This window comes from Methylobacterium sp. Leaf91, from assembly GCF_001422815.1.
Lineage (GTDB): Bacteria > Pseudomonadota > Alphaproteobacteria > Rhizobiales > Beijerinckiaceae > Methylobacterium.
Window position 1 is genome coordinate 51642 of record NZ_LMMP01000045.1, and the last position, 19217, is coordinate 70858.

At 68.8% G+C, this 19217-nt stretch carries 19 protein-coding genes; 4 read left to right on the forward strand and 15 right to left on the reverse strand.

Annotated features, from left to right (window positions below; genetic code table 11):
• Positions 1-227: 227 nt before the first annotated feature.
• On the forward strand, positions 228-830 hold the full coding sequence (locus tag ASF32_RS18745; protein WP_280136572.1) for an exopolysaccharide biosynthesis protein: 603 nt from the start codon (positions 228-230) through the stop codon (positions 828-830).
• A gap of 56 nt (positions 831-886) precedes the next feature.
• On the opposite strand, the gene ASF32_RS18750 is transcribed toward ASF32_RS18745, so the two are convergent.
• Genes ASF32_RS18750 through ASF32_RS26925 form a run of 3 tightly spaced genes read right to left on the reverse strand, consistent with a single transcriptional unit; the run spans position 887 to position 2747 of the window.
• On the reverse strand, positions 887-1711 hold the full coding sequence (locus ASF32_RS18750) for a metal ABC transporter permease (protein WP_192216006.1): 825 nt from the start codon (positions 1709-1711) through the stop codon (positions 887-889).
• A gap of 38 nt (positions 1712-1749) precedes the next feature.
• Positions 1750-2613 carry an ABC transporter ATP-binding protein gene (locus tag ASF32_RS18755; protein WP_056431849.1) on the reverse strand — a complete coding sequence of 288 codons (864 nt, stop codon included), beginning with the start codon at positions 2611-2613 and terminating at the stop codon, positions 1750-1752.
• A gap of 2 nt (positions 2614-2615) precedes the next feature.
• Complete coding sequence (locus ASF32_RS26925) at positions 2616-2747, reverse strand: hypothetical protein (RefSeq protein WP_280136573.1); 132 nt, start codon at positions 2745-2747, stop codon at positions 2616-2618.
• Positions 2748-2881: 134 nt separating this feature from the next.
• Here ASF32_RS26925 and ASF32_RS18760 point away from each other — a divergent pair, with 134 nt between their 5' ends.
• Positions 2882-3376, forward strand: coding sequence for a Fur family transcriptional regulator (locus ASF32_RS18760; RefSeq protein ID WP_056431852.1), 495 nt, complete (start codon positions 2882-2884; stop codon positions 3374-3376).
• 18 nt (positions 3377-3394) lie between these two features.
• Here the strand turns inward: ASF32_RS18760 and ASF32_RS18765 are convergent, their stop codons facing one another.
• Together ASF32_RS18765 and ASF32_RS18770 are read right to left on the reverse strand one after the other, a co-directional pair.
• Complete coding sequence (locus ASF32_RS18765; RefSeq protein ID WP_056431855.1) at positions 3395-4900, reverse strand: exopolysaccharide biosynthesis polyprenyl glycosylphosphotransferase; 1506 nt, start codon at positions 4898-4900, stop codon at positions 3395-3397.
• A gap of 500 nt (positions 4901-5400) precedes the next feature.
• Positions 5401-5760, reverse strand: coding sequence for an antibiotic biosynthesis monooxygenase (locus tag ASF32_RS18770; protein WP_056431858.1), 360 nt, complete (start codon positions 5758-5760; stop codon positions 5401-5403).
• Between the two features lie 460 nt (positions 5761-6220).
• Here ASF32_RS18770 and ASF32_RS18775 point away from each other — a divergent pair, with 460 nt between their 5' ends.
• A complete protein-coding gene (locus ASF32_RS18775; protein ID WP_056431861.1) occupies positions 6221-6619 on the forward strand; it encodes a helix-turn-helix transcriptional regulator in 399 nt (132 codons plus the stop codon).
• Between the two features lie 11 nt (positions 6620-6630).
• Here ASF32_RS18775 and ASF32_RS18780 read toward each other — a convergent pair whose 3' ends face one another.
• The 4 genes from ASF32_RS18780 to ASF32_RS18795 all read right to left on the reverse strand — a co-directional run bounded on the left by ASF32_RS18780 (position 6631) and on the right by ASF32_RS18795 (position 10471).
• A complete protein-coding gene (locus ASF32_RS18780) occupies positions 6631-7959 on the reverse strand; it encodes a cobyrinate a,c-diamide synthase (RefSeq protein WP_056431864.1) in 1329 nt (442 codons plus the stop codon).
• The gene (gene cobM / locus ASF32_RS18785) at positions 7956-8738 is read right to left on the reverse strand and encodes a precorrin-4 C(11)-methyltransferase (protein ID WP_056431866.1); all 783 of its coding nucleotides are present in this window, start codon (positions 8736-8738) and stop codon (positions 7956-7958) included. Before cobM ends, ASF32_RS18780 begins: the two co-directional genes overlap by 4 nt.
• Positions 8735-9178, reverse strand: coding sequence for a cobalamin biosynthesis protein (locus ASF32_RS18790; protein WP_280136574.1), 444 nt, complete (start codon positions 9176-9178; stop codon positions 8735-8737). The genes cobM and ASF32_RS18790 overlap by 4 nt, the downstream gene beginning before the upstream one ends.
• A gap of 63 nt (positions 9179-9241) precedes the next feature.
• Entirely contained in the window at positions 9242-10471 is a 1230-nt protein-coding gene (locus ASF32_RS18795; RefSeq protein ID WP_056431870.1) for a bifunctional cobalt-precorrin-7 (C(5))-methyltransferase/cobalt-precorrin-6B (C(15))-methyltransferase, read from the reverse strand.
• A gap of 32 nt (positions 10472-10503) precedes the next feature.
• Here ASF32_RS18795 and ASF32_RS18800 point away from each other — a divergent pair, with 32 nt between their 5' ends.
• Entirely contained in the window at positions 10504-11241 is a 738-nt protein-coding gene (locus tag ASF32_RS18800) for a cobalt-precorrin-6A reductase (RefSeq protein WP_200919190.1), read from the forward strand.
• A 170-nt stretch (positions 11242-11411) separates the two neighbouring features.
• Here ASF32_RS18800 and cobJ read toward each other — a convergent pair whose 3' ends face one another.
• The 6 genes from cobJ to ASF32_RS18830 are packed head-to-tail and all read right to left on the reverse strand — an operon-like array spanning position 11412 to position 19190.
• Positions 11412-12167: a precorrin-3B C(17)-methyltransferase gene (gene cobJ, locus ASF32_RS18805; RefSeq protein WP_056431876.1), complete on the reverse strand. Its 756-nt coding sequence runs from the start codon at positions 12165-12167 to the stop codon at positions 11412-11414.
• On the reverse strand, positions 12164-12955 hold the full coding sequence (locus ASF32_RS18810) for a precorrin-2 C(20)-methyltransferase (RefSeq protein WP_056431880.1): 792 nt from the start codon (positions 12953-12955) through the stop codon (positions 12164-12166). Before ASF32_RS18810 ends, cobJ begins: the two co-directional genes overlap by 4 nt.
• Positions 12955-13587: a precorrin-8X methylmutase gene (locus tag ASF32_RS18815; RefSeq protein WP_056431883.1), complete on the reverse strand. Its 633-nt coding sequence runs from the start codon at positions 13585-13587 to the stop codon at positions 12955-12957. Before ASF32_RS18815 ends, ASF32_RS18810 begins: the two co-directional genes overlap by 1 nt.
• Complete coding sequence (locus ASF32_RS18820) at positions 13584-14912, reverse strand: hypothetical protein (RefSeq protein ID WP_056431885.1); 1329 nt, start codon at positions 14910-14912, stop codon at positions 13584-13586. Before ASF32_RS18820 ends, ASF32_RS18815 begins: the two co-directional genes overlap by 4 nt.
• Positions 14909-18391, reverse strand: coding sequence for a cobaltochelatase subunit CobN (gene cobN / locus ASF32_RS18825; protein ID WP_056431888.1), 3483 nt, complete (start codon positions 18389-18391; stop codon positions 14909-14911). Before cobN ends, ASF32_RS18820 begins: the two co-directional genes overlap by 4 nt.
• Before the next feature lie 13 nt (positions 18392-18404).
• Entirely contained in the window at positions 18405-19190 is a 786-nt protein-coding gene (locus tag ASF32_RS18830) for a DUF4349 domain-containing protein (protein ID WP_244477877.1), read from the reverse strand.
• Between the last annotated feature and the right edge of the window lie 27 nt (positions 19191-19217).

The following is a 19217-nucleotide window of genomic DNA, read 5'->3' on the forward strand; positions in this document are numbered from 1 at the left end:
ATTCGGGAACAGGCGCCGTTTTGCTTTTGTTCTATTTGATAAAACTTCAGGATTTGTTTGCTTGATTTTAGGTTGTGGGGCGTCCGTGTTCGATCTGCCGGTATGTTCCGTCCGTATCGGCAATGGTGGACCCGCGATGCCGCATGGAGGTCAAAGCTGATTCGGTTGGCGTCGGGCGGGGACTAGGATAGAGCCCGCGGCAGGACCGTCGCCAAAGGCCGAGTTTCTTGTCACCAGCTGCTCGAACGTCCGAAGTTCTCACGGTGCTCGCGGCACAGGAGACGGATCGCTTGACCATCGGCGACATCGTCGCGGTGCTGAAGGACCGTGCCTTCGCCCTGCTCATCGTCATCCTCGGCCTGCCAAATTGCCTGCCGATGCCCCCGCCGATCCCCCTGGTCTGCGGCCTGCTGCTGTTGCTCGTGGCCGTTCAGATCACGGCGGGGATGTCGTCGCCTTGGCTGCCCCGCGCGCTCCTGAGCCGCTCGATCGCCCGGAGCGACGTTGAGCGTGCCGCCAAGCGCGCGGTGCCGCTGCTGCGGCGCCTGGAACGCTGGTCGCGTCCGCGTATGAGCCTGTTCGAGACCGGCCTCGGCATGCGGACGGTGGGGCTGATCCTCCTCACCCTGTCCCTGGCGCTGGTCGTGGCAGCGCCTCTTGTGGGACAGATCCCCCTCGGTCTGGCCATTTGCCTCGTCGGCCTTGGCCTCGTCGAGCGGGATGGCCTGCTGGTCGTCATGGGTCTCGGCGTCGGTGCCGTCGGCGTGCTTCTGAACGCCGGCTTCGTCTACGCTATCGTCTCGGGCCTCATGAGCCTCTTCAGCGTGTAGACTTTGACCAGGTATCCCTGACCCCGACCCATGGTCGGGACCAGGGAGGTCCGGTGCTAGCCTTCGAGGTGGCGCGGCTTGAACAAGCGCCAGACGAGGCCGCCCCTCGGTCCGAACAGGAGCGAGATGAGGTAGAGACTTCCCGCCGCCAGCACGATCGCAGGCCCTGTGGGCAGGTCGGCGCGATACGAGGCGGTGAGTCCGGCAAAGCTCGACACCATCGCCACCACCATCGCCATGGGGATCAGGCCCGACAGGTCGGCCGCCCAGAACCGCGCGGTGATCGCCGGCAGCAGCATCAGTCCCACCGCGAGCAGCGTACCGAGGGCCTGGAAGCCCCCCACCAGGTTCATCACCACGAGGCCGAGGAAGGCGTAATGCACCGGCCCGCCGGCACGGCTGACCGTGCGCAGGAACAGCGGGTCGACACATTCCATGACGAGGGGGCGGTAGAGCGCGGCGAGGGCGAACAGCGTCACCGTGGCGATCCCGCCGAGGAGCATGAGCGCCGGATCGTCGAGGGCCAGGACCGTCCCGAACAGGATGTGCAGGAGATCGATCTGCGATCCGCGCAGAGAGACGAGCAGCACGCCGGCCGCCAGGGAGATCAGGTAGAAGGCGGCGAGACTCGCATCTTCCTTGATCGAGGTCGTCCGGGTGACGATGCCGGCGAGCAGCGCCACGAACAGACCGGCGGCGAGGCCCCCGATGGTCATGGCCGGCAGGGACAGGCCGGCAACGAGGAAGCCCACCGCCGCCCCCGGCAGGATCGCGTGGCTCATGGCGTCGCTCATCAGGCTCATGCGCCGCAGCATGAGGAAGACCCCCACCGGTGGGGCCGACAGAGAGAGGGCGAAGCAGCCGGCCAGCGCCCGGCGCATGAAGCCGAACTCGATGAAGGGACCGAACAGGAGATCGATCACGCGGCGTGTCCGTGGTCGTGACGATGATCGTGCGCGTGACCATGAGGATGATCGTGAGCGTGATCATGCAGGTCCCCGCCTTCGGAAGGGGGTGGTGCATGGTGATGCCCGTCGCCGCGCCCGCATATGGCGGCGTCCTCGTCCCAGGCCTCGGACAGGGCCTGCGCGCGCGCGAGGTTCTCCCGGGTCAGCACCGTTCCGGTCTCGCCCCAGGCCACCGGCTCGCGGGCCAGTAGCAGCGTCGTCGGAAAATGTGCCTTGACCTGATGCAAGTCGTGCAGGGCCGCGACGATGGTGCGTCCCTCCCCATGCCATCCGCGGATCAGGGCGATCAGATCGGCCGTGGTGCGCCCGTCGATCCCGGTGAACGGCTCGTCGAGGAGGATGATGCGAGCGTCTTGGACGATGAGCCGCGCGAACAGGGCGCGCTGGAACTGACCGCCGGACAGGGTGCCGATCAGCCGGTCCTCGAAGCCGAGGAGGCCCACGGCCGAGAGGGCGCTGACCAGCGTCCGGCGGTCAGGGAGCGCGCTGCGCCAGAAGCCGAGGCGCCGCCAGCGTCCCATCGCCACCAGATCGAGGACGCTCAACGGAAAGCTGCGGTCGATCTCGCCGGCCTGGGGCAGGTAGGCGATGGCATCAACACCACCGGGCCGGTCGATCCGTCCGTCGAGGCAGCGGATTTCACCGACGATCCCCTTGAGCAGGGTCGATTTTCCCGCGCCGTTGGGACCGACAAGCGCGAGAAGGGCTCCGGCGGGAATAATCCCGTCCAGATGATGCACGGCGGGATGGCGATCGTAGCCGAGCGTCAAACCACGCAAGGCGATGGCGCCGGGCGGAGCGGGGGCGTGTGTCATCGTTATCCCATGGCCCAGACGATCGCCCCCCAGACCAGCCCGGACAGGATCGCGGCGAGGACCAGTCGCGAGGCGGCCCCGGCCTGGAACAGGGAACGACGGGGGGAGGGTTTGATCTGGGGAGGACGCGTCACAGCGGTTCGGGTACCAGGAAAGGGCCAGATTTGTCCGAACGGGGGCGGCGAACTATCTCTGGTGCTGATACACTGTAACATCGCATCAGTTCAACGTGCCGGACCATATCGACCGGCGATCAGGGGAGGATGGCGTGCACGACCATAGTGCCGTCCACGAGCATGCCGCCTGCTGCGGCAATGCCACAGACACGCTCGCACGGGCGGAGCGTCTCTGCGCCGAGCGCGACCTGCAATTCACGCGGCTGCGGCGGGACGTCCTCGAGGCGGTGGCGTCCGAGGCGAAGCCGCTCGGCGCCTATGACATCGCGGAGCGTCTCAGCGGGCAGGGGCGCCGGGTCGCCGCGGTCTCGGTGTACCGTGCCCTCGATTTTCTCACCGAGAACGGCCTCGTCCACCGCATCGCCAGCCGCAACGCTTTCGTCTCCTGCGGCCACCAGCACGGGGACGGTGCCGGGCTCGTCTTCCTAATCTGCCGGACCTGCGGCAGCATCGACGAGACGACCTCGCCGGAAGTGGATGACCAACTCGACAGGACGTTGGCGAAGGCCGGCTTCAAGCCGTCGAGCCGAATCCTCGAAGTCGAGGGCGAGTGCGGTTCCTGCTCCGGTCGTGAGCCGAGCCCATAGCGACCCGATGCATGGGGCTCAGCGGGCGTTGCGATAGGCCCTGCGCGAGACGACCGTCTGGATCATGATCTGGATGTCGAGCCAGACCGACCAATTGTCGATGTAATGCAGGTCGTGGTTCACACGCCGCTCCATGTCGAGATCGGTCAGGGTCTCGCCGCGCAGACCGTTCACCTGTGCCCAGCCGGTGATGCCGGGCATCACGTTGTGGCGACGGGCATATTGGGCGATCCGCCGCTCGAAGCTGCGATCGTGGGCGAGGGCGTGAGGACGCGGACCCACCAGGGACATCTCCCCCATCAGGACATTGATGAGCTGGGGCAATTCATCGAGGTTCGTCCGGCGAAGGATGGCGCCGATCCGGGTGATCCGTGAATCGTGGCGGGTCGCCTGTCGGAAGATGGCGTTCTGCTCCGTCTTCATACTGCGGAACTTGAACACGCCGAACGCCTGCTGGTTGAAGCCGTAGCGGCGCTGGCGAAAGAAGACCGGCCCGGGGCTGTCGAGCTTAATCAGCAGGGCAATGGACGCCAGCAGCGGTGCGAGCAGGAGCAGCGCGATGGCGGCGAGGACCATGTCGAGGCCGCGTTTCAAAGCGATCTCGGTGAAGCTGAGCGGCCGGCGCCCGATATTGATGCCCGACAGCCGCCCGACCCGCGCGAGCTTGAGATCAGGGAAACGGTCCATCACCGAGCCGGGACGTAGGTGAAGGGCGGCCGGCACGCGCAGGAACGCCTCGGTGCAACGCTCGATATCCGCCGCATCCGTCCAGGGAACCAGAATGAAGACGTCGTCGGGCCGCAGGAAGCGCACCACCGACACCGCGAGGTCGAGATCCTCCGCCATCTGGCTCTGGCGCACCGAGGCGTCCTCGCGTGGATCGACCCGCCGCAGGTAGCTGGTTCCGACCACGCGCAGGTTCAGGGCTTCTGCGTCGTTATTGGCGTGGAAGCTGGCGATGTCATCTTCGAAGCCGACGAGATGGATGCGATTGATCGACGGTGAGCTCGGGCTCGTGGTCTGCCGGATCAGGCCCACGACGACGAGACGGGACAGGTAGAGGGCCGGCAGACCGGCCAGGAAGAAACCGATGGCCGTGGCGCGCGAGAACTCGGTCGTGGTCTTGGTCGCGAAACCGACGACGAGAACGATCGCCCAGGCGGCCAGCCAGAGGCTCGCCATGCGGCGGCGATGGGGGCCTTGGGTGAGCTGAGTCTCGATCCTGTACTCGTCGCGAACGAGATTGGTCAGAAGTACGAAGACGGCCACCAGGGCCCCCAGCTGGAAGCTCCCGGTCATTCCCGTGGTGATCTGCTGGTCGAACGCGAACTCGTAGTAGATCGCCTCCACGAGATAGGCGGTGACGATGATCGCCGCGAGGTCGGAGGCGGCTAACGCCATGGACAGGCCGAACCGGAGCGTACCTCCCCACCGTCGCGGAAGGACCGCCGCCCAGGCATCACGCCGGGCGCTCTGAGCCGACGGCAGGCTCTCGTAGATTTCGGGAAGACGTTGCTGGAACATCTGGGACGCCGTGTACCGAAGGGAGACCAGGATCGTGCCAGAACGGGTCAGTATCCCGTCCGGCCAACCTTATCTCTGCCAGGTCCGCAAAGCTCGGACCCGGTGGCGTCGTGCCGGAACTGCCGCCTCGCCCGGAGGGGCGGTCACCTGGGGAATTGTCGTGCGACCGAGGCTCGCTCGGCCTCGATACTTCCCTCGCGCCGATCCGGCATTTGGGTGGTCTCATCGACCTGAACGGCGGCTTCCAAGTAGAAAACTCATCTTGCGAAGCCGGAAGACCGCTTTGTCGACGGCAGGACCAACTCGCGCAGCCCCGAAAGCGGATTGCCGCCGATACAGATGGACCGGCAGGCGATTGCAGCGCCTGCCGCGCGGTGCAGCTTTACCTTGGCCAAGCGAAGGAGGTGCATGCAAGGTCTGGCGGACCTACCCGTCGCGTGCTGGTGCACCATATACTTCAGACCGCGTGAGCCGGAGGATGCAGCAGCGAGGAAGGGCGATCAGGCGACGGTTTCGGGATGTGTCCGGGACGAGGATCCATCCTCCGTCTTGGCCAAGGTCTGGATGGGCTCGAAGCCCTCGAATTGGGGATGGCCGAGATAGAGAGGTTTCGTCGAGGGTGCCCGGCTATGCGCCTTTCGAAACTGCTCTGACCGGGTCCAGGCTTCAAAAGCCGATTTGGAGGCCCAAACGGTATGGGATGCATAAAGGACATGGTCTTCATAGGCTGGGCCGCGAAGCAGCTGGAACTCTACGAAGCCTTCCATTTCGCCAAGTTGGCTATCACGACCGAGCCAGACCTGTTCGAATTCTTCTGTTGCGTCGGGGACGACCTTGAATCGATTCATAGCGATGAACATCGAGGACCTTCTTCGTCAGGCCAGTCCGAGGGTCGACCGGCCGCCTGGGGTGCTATCCTAGGCCTTAAGAGGCGGATTAAAAAATAATATGAAAACGATTAATTTCCATCTAAATAGTGCTTTTTGCGTCATTAGCATCATGAGTTAGAAGAGCGGATTCATTTCATTTACATCGGGGCTTCACTGGGCGACCGTCGTTTGCATGGGCAAATTTGCGGTCACTCTTGCCATCCTTGCCTCATTTGTGGTCAAGCTGTTTTCGCGCATGCTTGATCCTATCGTACCGATGGTGTTCTTTGGATGTTCCAGGACATTGGCGGCCCTCCCGGGGCGGACCGTGAAGATGATAGACTCACATTCGTGTGACCCTTAACCCTTCCGAATGAGTCGCGTGGCAGATGGCGACTTGGTTGGGGATCGAAACAGCCGGCCAAGACCGTATTGAGCACTGAAACGAGTGATGATGCCCAAGCAAACCACCGACGTCGACCGCCTAGTTGGGTTGCGAATCACCGCCTTGCGTAAGGCCCGCGGCCTGAGCCAGACCGCGCTCGGAACCGCCGTTGGCGTAACGTTCCAACAGGTCCAGAAGTACGAAAAGGGGCAGAACCGGGTCGGTGCCGGGCGTCTCCGCGAGATTTCCCGCCTTCTGGAGGTTCCGGTCTCGGCGTTCTTCGAGGAAGATGATGCGGGCGGAACGCAATCCGAAGTGTTCGGCTTCCTGAGCGCTCATGGAGCGATCGAGCTTCTTCAAGCCTACGCGTCCATTGAGGACGACCAGCTTCGGCGTGATGTTCTGGCGCTCGTCCGGACCGCAGCAAAGATGGGAAAACGTTCAGAGCTCCCCGTGGCTGTTTGAACGTTTTTACATCATCCAATGAGATGGAAGAAACTTCCGGACACGCGACCGCATCGGTGGCCGGCCATCCCTTGCGAAACGCCTTCCGCGTCGGTCACCGCCGCTAAGGCGATGTCTTCGCCCGGTGGAGGTGTGAGCTCGCTCGCATAGTGAAACTCGTGGCCAACGAGGCGTGAACCCGCTCTTCCGAGGGCGCCGTCGCCGACGAGCGTCGCCACGCGGTAGCCCAGATGCAGTCGCCGCACCTTGTAGGAGGTCGCGACCGGAAGCAGATCCGCCATCGCATGCGTGACGCCGGCCGCGTCTTCCAGGCTGCGTCCGAGGACCATGTAGCCGCCGCACTCGCCATGGACGGGATTGCGTTTGGCAAAGCTCCGGAGGCCGTTCAGGAACCGGCCCGCCGCTGCCAGTTTCCCGGCATGAAGCTCAGGATATCCGCCCGGTAGCCAGCAGGCGTCGCAGCCCTCCGGGGGCGCCTCGTCGGCGAGGGGTGAGAAGGCGACCAGTTCGGCGCCCGCCGCGCGCCAGCCCGCCTCCATATGCGGATAGAGAAACGAGAAGGCCTCATCCGATGCGATGGCGATGCGCTGTCCCGGAGGAGGGGGCAAGGCGGCATCCGACACGTCCGGCAGGCGTCCCGACGCGGCTGCGAAGATGGCGTCGAGATCGAGGCTCGCCTCCGCCAGATCGGCGAGGCGGTCGAGCCGCGCGGCGAGGTCTCCCGTTTCGCGGGCCTGCACCAGACCGAGATGACGCTCGGGCAGGGCGAGGGTCGCGTCGCGCATGAGCACTCCGAGGATCGGGATGCCGACCCGCGCGAGTCCGGCCTCGACCAGACGCCGATGGCGGGCGCTGGCGACCTTGTTCAGCACGACGCCGGCGATGCGGATGCGGGGATCGTAGCGGGCGCAGCCGAGTGCCACGGCGGCGGCCGATTGGGCGGCCCCCGAGACGTCCACGACGAGGAGCACCGGCCAGCCGTAGCGGGCGGCGATGTCGGCATTGGCTCCGGTTCGGCCTTCGCTGGCGACGATGCCGTCGAACAAGCCCATGGAGCCTTCGGCGATGACGATATCGGCCCCATGGCCCGCCATCGCCGCCACCGAATCGAGCATGGCATCCGGCATGGCGAAGCTGTCGAGATTGACGCTGGGATAGCCCGTGGCGGCCTGGTGAAAGGCCGGGTCGATATAGTCCGGCCCGCATTTGGCGCCGCGCACGGCGAGGCCGCGCCGGGCGAGCGCCCGCATCAATGCCAGCGTCACGGTGGTCTTGCCCGAGCTCGACCGTGGGGCGGCAACGAGTAGGCCGGGCGGATGCGATCGGTCCGTATTCGTCATGACTCGACTCCGGGGGCCGGCTGCCCCGTGGGACGGAAGCGCCGGTCGTAATCGGTGGAGTAGAGCGCGCTCTCGCGGAACTCGCTGGCCGCGAGGGCCGGGCCGACGAGGATCAGCGCCGTCCGCTCGAGACCGGCGGCGCGAACATCCTCCGCGATGGTGGCGAGGGTACCTGAGATGACGCGTTCGTCCGGCCAAGTGGCCCGGAACACCACGGCGGCGGCGCAATCCGCCCCGTAGAACGGCACAAGCTCGGTCACCACGGTCTCGATCACGTGGATGGAGAGGTGCAGGGCCAGGGTCGCGCCGGTGGCGGCGAAGGCTTGGAGCGTTTCGCGCTCAGGCATGGCGCTGGCGCGGCCGGAGGTCCGGGTGAGGACCACCGACTGGGCTAGGCCCGGCACGGTGAGTTCGCGCCGGAGCAGGGCGGCGGCGGCGGCGAAAGACGGCACGCCCGGTGTCACCGTGTAGGGAATGCCGAGCCGGTCGAGGCGGCGGGTCTGTTCGGCCAGGGCGCTCCAGATCGAGAGGTCGCCCGAATGCAGCCGCGCCACATCCTTCCCGGCCTCGTGCGCGGCGGTGATCTCGGCCACGATCGCGTCGAGGTCGAGGGGGGCGGTGTCGACGATGCGGGCGTCGGACGGGCACCAGGACAGGATCTCCGGCGCCACCAGCGAACCGGCATAGAGGCAGACGGGGCAGCGCGCGATGAGATCGCGCCCGCGGATCGTGATGAGGTCGGCCGCACCGGGGCCGGCGCCGATGAAATGTACGGTCATCCCGCTTGAGTGGCGAAATACGCGGGAAGCGCAAGGGCGCATGTCACCGCTGGTGACGCGATGCGCGGCAGAATGAGGGTTCCGCCCTCGCCGGCCACGGCCAAAGCGGCGGCTTCCGCCACCGATCCGACCCCCCGGCTCGCCTCGATCCGGCCCGAGCGGGTGGGTACGCGCCCATCGACTGCGATCATCTCGGCGGGTGATAGTCCGACGGGCGCGAGGCCGAACACAGCGGCGGCCTCGACGATCGACGGTTCATTCGCGCGGTCTTCAGCGGTGGCGATCGCGCCGAGCCGGTCCGGCACATGGCCGCTTTCAGCAAGCGCGCGGTGGATCAGGGCGACGATCTCGTTGGGCATGGCGCCATGCCGGAAGCCGATGCCGGCTACGATGAGACGGGTTGCCCACGTATCTCGAAGGGCCGGATCATCGTCAGACAAGTCGCGGGCCCCTCCTCCCCACAAGGGGGAGGGGAAGCGCGTCAGGCACCGCCCAGCCGCCCGTCACCGCTTCGTCCACACCCATTGCGTCACCGGCATTGCGGCGCGCCAGCCGTGGAGATGGCCGACCGGGTCGGCATGGGCCACCGATAGCCGCTTCAGCTGTCCGCCGAGACGGGCGAAGGCGCCAAGCAGGACCGCCTCGCCCTCAAGGGTGACGACGTTGGCGACCAGCCGGCCCCCGGGCCTGAGGGCGTCGACGGCGTGGTCGAGCACGCCAAGCCGCGCTACGCCGCCGCCGATGAAGATCGCGTCCGGCCGCTCGAGCCCTTCCAGGGCGGCGGGCGCCTCGCCCTCGACCACGCGTAGGTCCGGTACACCGAGGCGGGCGGCGTTGCGGGCGATCCGCGCCGCACGGGCCGGGTTCGCCTCGATGGCCAGCGAGCGCAGGCTGGAACCGCGCAGCATCCACTCGATGGAGATCGAGCCGGCTCCGGCGCCGATGTCCCAGAGGCGCTGGCCGGCGCGGGGTCGCAGCGCGGCGAGGGTCACGGCGCGAATATCGGCCTTGGTGAGCTGGCCGTCATTCTCGAACCAGATATCGTCGAGGCCGGGGCTCAGGGAGACGATGCGCGCGTCGGCATCGGCCACCACCTCCACCGCCAGGGTGTTGAGCGGATCGATCCCGGTGAGGGAGAACGCATCGGCCCTTGCTTCGAGGCGGCGCTCGCGCGGGCCACCCATGGCTTCGAGGACGACGAGGCGAGAGGCGCCGAAACCGCGGTCCGTGAGCAGGGCGGCGACGGCCTCCGGCGTCGTCTCGTCCCAGGTCAGGACGAGGAGGCGGGCGCCGGGCTGGAGGTGGGGTACGATCCGCTCCAATGCCCGCCCGTGCAGGGTGAGGCAGGTGGTCTCGGCCAGCGGCCAGCCGAGGCGCGCCGCCGCGAGGCTGAAGGCGGAGGGGTGGGGGAACACGCACATCTCGGCCGACGGCAGCAGCCGCGCGATCTCTGCGCCGATGCCGTAATGGAACGGGTCGCCGGTGGCGAGAATGCAGGTGGGCCGTCCGCGCCGAGCGAGGAGGCCGGGATAAGCGTCGGAGATCGGGCGCGGCCAGACCCGCGTCTCGGCCCTCAACGGTGCCCCGAGGGCGAAATGGCGGGCTCCGCCATAAATCACCTCCGCCCCGTCGAGGGCGGCTGCGGCGGTGGAGCTCAGGCCCGCCCGCCCATCCTCGCCGATCCCAACGATGGTGAGCCAGGGGGCGGTGCTCGACACGGGGGTGGCGCTCATGGACAAGGTTGCCGGATAGGGAGAGGGCGACGATGCGAGTTCTGATCCTCGGCGGCACCACCGAGGCGAGCGCTCTGGTGAAGGGGCTCGATCCGAGGATCGACGCCACCCTGTCGCTCGCCGGCCGCACCAGCGCGCCGAAGCGCGAACCGGTCCCCACCCGCATCGGCGGCTTCGGCGGCCCCGAGGGCCTGGCCGCGTGGATCGCCGAGAACCGGATCGAGACGGTGATCGACGCCACGCATCCGTTCGCGGCGCGGATCGGCCGCAACGCGGCGCTCGCCTGCGAGCGGACCGGTGTGGCGCTCCTCGCCATCCGCCGCCCGGCCTGGGAGCGTATTCAGGGGGACCGCTGGACCGAGGTCGAGACCATGGCGGAGGCCGCCCGCACCCTCGGCGAGACGCCCCGGCGGGTGTTCCTGACGATCGGGCGCCTCGAAGTCGGTGCCTTCGCGACTGCTCCGCAGCACGATTACCTGGTCCGCGCCATTGAACCGATCGGCGATGCTCTGCCCGTGCCGCGCCTCACCGAGATCGCCGCGCGCGGTCCGTTCGACGAGGCGGCCGAAGCAGCCTTCCTCGCGGAGCGGCAAATCGAGGTCTTGGTCACCAAGAATTCCGGCGGTCCCGCCACCTACGGCAAGATCGCCGCCGCCCGCGCGCTCGACGTGCCAGTGGTGATCGTACGCCCGCCCGATAAGCCGGATGTCGACAGCGTGCCGGATGCCGAGGGTGCGTTGGCGTGGCTGCGGGAGCGCCTGGAAGCCTGAGCGACCTTTGGCGCGCATCTCCTTCCCCCCTCCGCGGGGGAAGGTGGCCCGCGTAGCGGGTCGGATGAGGGGAAATCCATTTCCGGAGAGGTCGCACCCTCTCCCGCCTGCTCCGCAGGCACCCTCCCCCGCAAAGGGGGGAGGGTCTCCGTGTGGCCGACGTCCCGCCCTCACGCCGGCACGCTGCGCGGGGTGTAGACGAAGGGCGTCGCGTCACCGCGCGGGATCAGCCGGGTGGCGGAAGCGCCGATGATCACCATCGTCGCCATATCCGCCTTCGTCTCACGCGCCTGCGCCAGGGTGAGGATTCGGATCGCCTCGTCCGGGCGGGAGACCGCGCGGGCGAAGATGACCGGCGTCTCCGGTGCGCGGTGCTCGGCCGCCAGACCGAGCGCGGCCCCGAGCTGCCAGGGTCGGGCCGACGAGATCGGGTTGTAGAGCGAGATCACGAAATCGGCCCGCAGCACCGCCTCCAACCGGGCGGTGATGACCTCCCAGGGCTTGAGGTTGTCGGACAGCGACATCGCGCAGAAATCGCCGCCGAGGGGCGCGCCGAGGCGAGCGGCGGCCGCCAGCATCGCCGTTATGCCGGGCTCGACCGTGATGGCGAGGTGGCGCCATGCCGGGTCGCCGGTCTCCACCGCCTCGAAGATCGCCGCCGCCATGGCGAAGACCCCCGGATCGCCGCCGGACACCACCGCGACCCGGCGGCCGGAGGCGGCGAGCCGGAGCGCGTGGCCGGCGCGGTCGATCTCGACGCGGTTATCGGTGGCATGTTTCGTCAGCCCCGGACGATCGGGCACGCGGGCGACGTAGGGGATGTAGCCGATGAGGTCCTGCGCCTGCGCCAGGGCCTCGCTCGCCGCCTGGGTGAGGAGACGCGGATCGCCCGGCCCGAGGCCGACGACCGTGACGGAGCCGGTCACGGGCGGCGCCCCTCGCCGGGCACCAGAACCATCGAGAAGTAGGGGGCGTCGTCGTCCGGCTTCTCGGCCAGCGCGATCACCTTCTCGCCGGCCATGGTGCCGCGTTCCACATAGACCGCGCGGTCGAGGAGGCCGGTCTCGGCCAGCGCCTTGCGCACCTTCGGCAGGTGGCGGCCGAGCTTCATGATGACGGCGGCGTCGGTGATGCGCAGGCGCTCCACCAGGGCGTCATGGCCCAGCGTCGCCGGTAGAATGGTCAGTACGTCGTCGCCCCAGGTGATCGGCGTTCCGGCCCTGGTCCAACAGCCCGACATGCCAGTGACGCCGGGTACGACTTCCACCGGGAAACGGTCCTTCAGACGGCGCCACAGATGCATGAACGAGCCGTAGAAGAACGGGTCGCCCTCCGACAGGATCGCCACGTCCCTCCCGGCCCCGAGATGGTCGGCGATCCGCGTCGCCGCATCGTCGTAGAAGGACGCGAGGGCGGAGACGTACTCGCCATGCTCGGGGGGAAGCTCGGTGGTGTAGGGATAGACCAGCGGCATCTCGCGGGCCGGGTCGCGCATCACCGCGTCGGCGATAGTGCGGGAATTGCCGCGCCGGCCCTTCTTGCAGAAATGCACCAGGACCGGCGCCTCGGCCAGGAGCTTCATGGCGCGGACGGTGAGATAATCCGGGTCGCCCGGCCCCATCCCGACGCCGTAGAGCGTGCCGGTGGTGACCTGTCGCGGGATCTCGGTGACGTCCGCTGGCTCGGCGGGGGGAAGCCGCTCGCTCGAATCCATCACTCGATCTCGTTGGCGAGGGCGTTGATCGCGGAGGCGGTCATGGCGCTGCCGCCGCGCCTTCCATGAACGACGATGAAGGGCACCCGACCGTCGCGGGCGAGGGCCTCCTTCGATTCGGCGGCACCCACGAAGCCGACGGGGATACCGATGACCGCCGCCGGCGGGGCAACGCCTTCATCGAGCAGTTCGAGCAGCCGGAACAGGGCGGTCGGCGCGTTGCCGACGGCGACGATGCTGCCGGGAAGATGCTCGCGCCAGAGTTCCATGGCGGCGGCCGTGCGGGTCGTGTTCAGCTCGGCGGCGAGGCCGGGCACGCGAGGGTCGGTCAGGGTGCAGATCACCCGGTTGTCGGCGGGAAGGCGCGAGCGGGTGACACCGTCGGCGACCATGCGCACATCGCACAGGATCGGTGCTCCGGCTTTGAGCGCGGCCTCGCCGCTGGCGGCGAAATCCTCGGAGGCTTCCACGTCCTTGGGCAGGTCGGTCATGCCGCAGGCATGGATCATCCGCACGACGACGCGTTCGGCGGTGCCGGAGAAGCGGGCGAGGTCGGCCTCGGCGCGGATCATGGCGAAGGATCGGGCGTAGATCGCCTGTCCGTCGCGCAGATAGTCGAGGCGCGAACTCATGGGGATGTCCTGAAAGCGTGGGCGAGGGTTTCGGGATAGGCTGGATCGGCCCTCCTTACGCGCTCCAGCGCCGCGTCGAAAGTGAGGAGGGTCGCCGGCAATGCATCGGGCCGGCCGTCGAGGACGATGCCATAGAGGCCATCGCGCCCGACCAGGGTGAGCGAAGCGGCGGCAGGATGGGCACAGCCCTTGGCGCAGCCGGAGACATGGGCCGACAGGCCTCGCGCCGAGAAGGCCTCGAAGGCGTCGGCCAGCCGTGCCGCGTCGATAAGCGTCGTCGTCGAGCCGGAAGTGCAGGCCGGCGCTCCCGGACAGGCGGCAACCGCCCGTCTCGGATCGTCCGGCTCCGTCAAGAAGCCTGCCGCCGCGAGGATGGGTCGCACCGCCTCCGCCGCCGCCGCGTTGGGGGCAACGAGCAGAAACCCCCTCGTCGGCGAGAGCCGCAGGGGCTCCATGCCGAGAATTTCGGTCGCATCGGCGAGGGAGTCCAGGGCGTCCGCCGTGCAGCGGCCGAAGGGCGCGTCGAGCAGGATGCCGACGGGCGAAGCTTCGCTAGGGCGGGACTCGTGCTGCCCACGAGCGTTGGTGAGATGTGAGTTCAGGGCAAGTAGGCCAGGGCGCGGTAGCGATGCGCCAGGAGGAGGCGCTGCGGAGCGCAAGCCTAAGCCGAGCGTCAGGCCGCTCCTATCTAGGGCGGATATATCTCGCATCCGGCGCTCACCGCTCCCGGCGAGCCGACGCAAGGCGGCGGCGAGGACAGAATGCACGCCGTCTGCCGGGACATGCCACCAAGCCGCGTCGCCTGCGAGTTGCAACACCAAGCCCTCCGCCGTGGCGACGAGATGGCAATCCGGCTGGGCCCCGCCGAGGCAGGCGCCGCACTCCGCCGCCTCGACGGCGACCAGCGCCTTGGGCGGCAGGCCCGGGATCGCCAACCCGATGGCCTCGATCGCCCCGGCCAGGGTCGGAATGTCGATGGCCGTCGCTTCGAGGCCGGCGAGCGGCGCGGTCAGGGTGAGCCGCTGTGGCCCACCGTCGCTACGTACATCGTCTAGCGCGGCCGCGCCGAGGGCCTCCGCGAGCCCGCAGCGGGTAGCCTCGGTGACGCCCCGGACCTGCAAATTAGCCCGCGCCGTCACGTCGATATGGCCGTTGCCGAAGCGGCGCGCGCCTTCCGCCACCGCCCGCGCCTGCGCCGGCGTAAGGATGCCCAGTGGTGGATGCACGCGGGCAAGCAGCCCATCCCCTGTCGGCATCGGCCGGGCGAGGCTCGGGCACCAGCCCCGGCGTGCAGGCTCCGGGGAGACGCGGCGCGGCGCGCTCATTCGGCCGCCTCCGACATCAGCTCGTCGGCCGCCATGGCGTTGCGGCGGGTGGTCCAGAGGCCGCGCCGGCGCGCTTCGTCGAACCGTTCGAGGATGGCGCGGGCGGCATCGGGATTGGCCGCGCGCAGGGCATCGAACGTATCGAGATCGGCGATCATAGCCCCGTAGAGCCGGTCGAGATCGGCGTCCGAGATGGCGTCCGTGGCGGCGGCGAGGACGAAGACCGCATCGATCCCTTGTGCCAGTTCCTGGGCACCGCGATAGCCGTGGCGCAGCTGCGCCGCGATCCAGCGCGGGTTCGCGAGTTTGGCACGGATGAGGCGCGCCGCATCCTCGCGGGCGGTGCGTGCCTTGGGCTTTTCCGGGTCGGCAACGTCGAGGCTGTAGAGTGCCGGAGCGCGCCCGCCGAGCGCGGCGGCGGCGGAGAACCCCCCCATGGCATCGGCCGCGGCGTCGCCGTCGAGGAGGTCCCGTTCGGCGACATCGAAGGCGTGGACATAGGCGTCGGCCTGCGCGACGCGGGTGGCGAAGCCCGTATCGGCCATGTCCTCGGTCCCGCCATAGGCGTGCGAGGTGGCGTCGAGATAGGCTTGGCCCAGATCGGCGCGGCTTTGCCAAGCCCCGTCGAGGGCGAGTTCGCCGGCGCCCGCGCCGTAGCGGCCGGGTGCTGCGCCGTAGACACGGGCGGGAGCCTCGCCCCGGCGGCGCGCGGCGGCAAGGGGGTTCTCGTCGTCCTCCTCGTCGCGCTCGGCGACGGCAGATGCCGCGCGGGCGAGGAGGGAGAGGGTTTCGGGAAAGGTGTCGCGAAACGCGCCCGAGATACGCAGGGTCACGTCGATGCGCGGCCGGTCGAGGAGGGCGAGCGGCATCACCTCGAATCCGGTGACGCGGGTCGAGGCATGGTCCCAGGTCGGGCGCACGCCCATGAGCGCGAGAGCATGCGCCACGTCCTCGCCGCCGGTGCGGAGGGTCGGAGAGGCCCAGAGATCCATGACGATGCGGGCCGGGTAGTCGCCCTCGTCCTGCAGGTAGCGCCGCACCACCGCGTCGGCGGCTTTCGAGCCGAGCAGCGTGGCGGCCCGCGTCGGCAGGCTGCGCGGATCCAGCGTGGTGAGGTTGCGCCCCGTGGGCATCACGTCGGTCCGCCCGCGAGAGGGCGAACCGGCGGGGCCTGGGGGAACGAAGCGTCCGTCGAGGGCCGCGAGCAGTCCCTCGCGCTCGGCGGCCGCGCAGGCTCTCACAGGGGCCGGCGCGTCGTCCGGTGCCGATCCGAACACGTGGAGCCCGTCGCGGGTGGTCACCTCACCGAGATCGCACAGATGCGCGTCGAGGGCGGTGAGCGCGTCGGCCATGGAAGTGTCGGCGTCGATCCCGGCGCCCGAGAGAAGGCCGGCATCGGCCGCATCGTCGAGGATCGCGCGGGCGATGATGTCTGCCCGTCGCGGATCGAGCACGCTGGCCGAGGAATATTCCTCCACGAGTTCACGTAGCCGTGCAGCCTCCGGAGTCAGGCCGGCGCATTCGGTCTGGGGCGTGAGGTGGCCAAGGGCGATGCCGCCGAGCCGGCGTTTCACGGGGGCCGCCTCGCCGGGATCGTCGACGATGAAGGGGTAGATCACGGGCAGATGCCCGATCGCCCGCGCCGGCCAGCAGGCCGGCGACAAGGCCACCGCCTTGCCCGGCAGCCATTCGGTGGTGCCGTGGGTGCCGAGATGGATCAGGGCGTCGAACCCTTCCCGCAATCCGAGATGGAAGGCGAGATAGGCATGGGTCGGCGGCTCGTCGGGGTCGTGATAGCCCGCCTTGCGATCCGCCGCCCGGCCACGGTCGGGCTGAAGGAAGACGGCGAGGCGTCCTCTCGTCCAACCAATGACCTCATCCTGAGGTGCCGCATCAGCGGCCTCGAAGGTGGCTTCCAGATCTCTCTGAGGCAGCTGGAAGCCTCCTTCGAGGCCGGCGCTGCGCTCCGGCACCTCAGGATGAGGTCGTGGGGGGGAAGCAGTAGTGGCCACGACCATCGGGAATCGGAACGCCCCGTCAGTGCAGACCGGGTCGGCTTCCGGCTCGCCCCACCGTCGATCGAGCGTGCCGCGCTCGTCCGGTGACAGTGTGGTGAGCCAGTCGCGATAGGCCGCGAGCGATACCGCGAAGGTCGGAGCTTCCTTCGTGAGCGCGTGCATCAGAGCGTCCGGCTCCGGCAGGTGGCCCACCGCATAGCCGGCCTGCCGCAGCGTCTCCGCGATGGTCCCCGCACTCGCCGGCGTGTCGAGCCCCACGGCGAAGCCGGCCCGGCCGCCTCTGGCAGGGTAGTCGGACAGGACCAGAGCGAGGCGACGCGTTGCGCGCGGTCGGTGTTTCAGCGCCACCCAGGCGGAGGCGCGGTCGGCCAGGGCCGCGATGCCGGCCGGGAAGGGAACGGCGCGGCGCTCGCTGAACCCGTCGATCTCCGGCCCGTCCTCCTTGAACGAAATCGGGAAACCGGAGAGCCGTCCGTCGAATTCGGGAAGCGCCACCTGCATGGCGAGGTCGGCGGCGTTCATCCCCCGCGCCGAGGCCTCCCAGGCCTCCCGTGAGGCCCCGATCGTGTAGGCCTGCAGAATGGGCGCGTCGGCGCCATCGAGGACGAATCCGGCATCCTCCCGCGCGGAGAAGGCCGTCGCCGCGATGACGATGTCCGGGCTGCGCGCGGCCAGAGCCTCCCGCACGGTATCGAGGGCGAGCGCGTCCTTGAGGCTTGCGACCGCGAGGGTGGCGGCTCCGATGCCGCGCTCACCGAGGGCCGCGATGAGGTCGGCCACCGGCCGGGTGTCGCCGCCGAGCACGGCCGAGCGATAGACCAGGATCAGGGCGAGGGGGCGGTTCTGCCCGGCTGCGGCGAGGGCGGTCTCGTGTGCGACCGGTCCGCAACCCGGACACCAGGCGAAGCCGCGCGGCAGGGCGACCGGCGGCAGCGCTTCGATCGCATACCCAATCTCGCCGGAGAGACGCCGGATCATTCTACGCAGGTTTTCGGCTCCGCCCGCGCGGCAATAGCCCTCGAGTGTCTCCACCAGTTCGGGAGCCACCGTCGAGAAGGCAGTGAGGCGGGGATCGGGCTTGTCGCAGCCCGGAATGACGGCGAGCTTCACGCCGTTCGCGCGAGCCGCGGCGGCGGCGCGCTCGATGCCGTAGCGCCAGTAATCGAGGCCACCGAGGCAGCGGATGACCACGAATTTCGACCGCGCGATCACGTTGTCCACGTAGAGATCGACGGACATCGGATGGCGCAGCCGCGCCAGTTTGGCGAGGCGGAGCGTCGGGACGTCGACTGCCGACGGGTCCCGTGCCGCCGCCTCCCGCTCGGCCGCATGCGCGCCGGCCATGCCGGAGAGGTCGGAATCGGTGAAGGACAGGAACACGATGTCGCCGGGCGCCTGGCCCAGATCGATGGCGGCTTCGCCCTCGTCGAGGGAGACCGTGTCGATTCGGATCAGATGCATGGGCGGCGCGCCGTCATGGCTGTGCCCTGGAGGACGTCCGCTCGGTCACGGCGCTTTGGCGGCCGCGCCGGCGCCACAGCGCGCGAAGGAGAAGCACACCGATCAGCACCAGCGGTAACCATGGCAAGCCGGCGACGACGAAGCGCAAGGCCGATCCAGCGCTCGCGCCGAAGGTCTGGCCTGCCTGGGCCCAGGCTTCCTCCACGGGGGCGAGAGGCCCGGCCCTCGCCTCGTCGGAGCGCAGGGCGATGGAGACGAGCTCCGTGTCGACGCGCTGGTTCAGGCCGCGCTGCTTGGCATCGGCTTCCTCGATCTGCGACTGAACCTGCGCCAATTCCTGCGCGATGCGGATCAGATCCTCCACGCGCGGGTCGGGCCGTGCAGCGATCGCGTCGAGCCGGGCGCGATAGGCGGTGAGCTGGGCCAAGCGCCGGCCGCCATCCTCGATGGCGTCCGTCAGGTCGTCGGCACGCGTCGACTGGCTCCGGAGCACGACGTCACCCGCCGCCTCGCCGGGGAGGGGCGCCGTGACGAAGGCCATGAAGGGCGCGACGGATTCATGCGGCAGTCGGACCTGAACCTGCGCCTGCGGACGACCCGCAGGCCTGCGGCCATCGTCGATGGACGCAGCGACGAGAACGCATTTCAGAGCCGCCTCGTTCAGGCAGCGGTCGCGCGCCGCCTCGAAATGCGCGTTCACCCGCTGGGGCGGTAACCCGATGGTCAGGTCGTGGGTATAGGCGAGCTTCGCATCGCTCGTCTGGCCCAGTGGGCGGGCCACCGGAGCGAGGCGTGCCATCGTCCGGCTGTCCGAAGCCTGAAACTC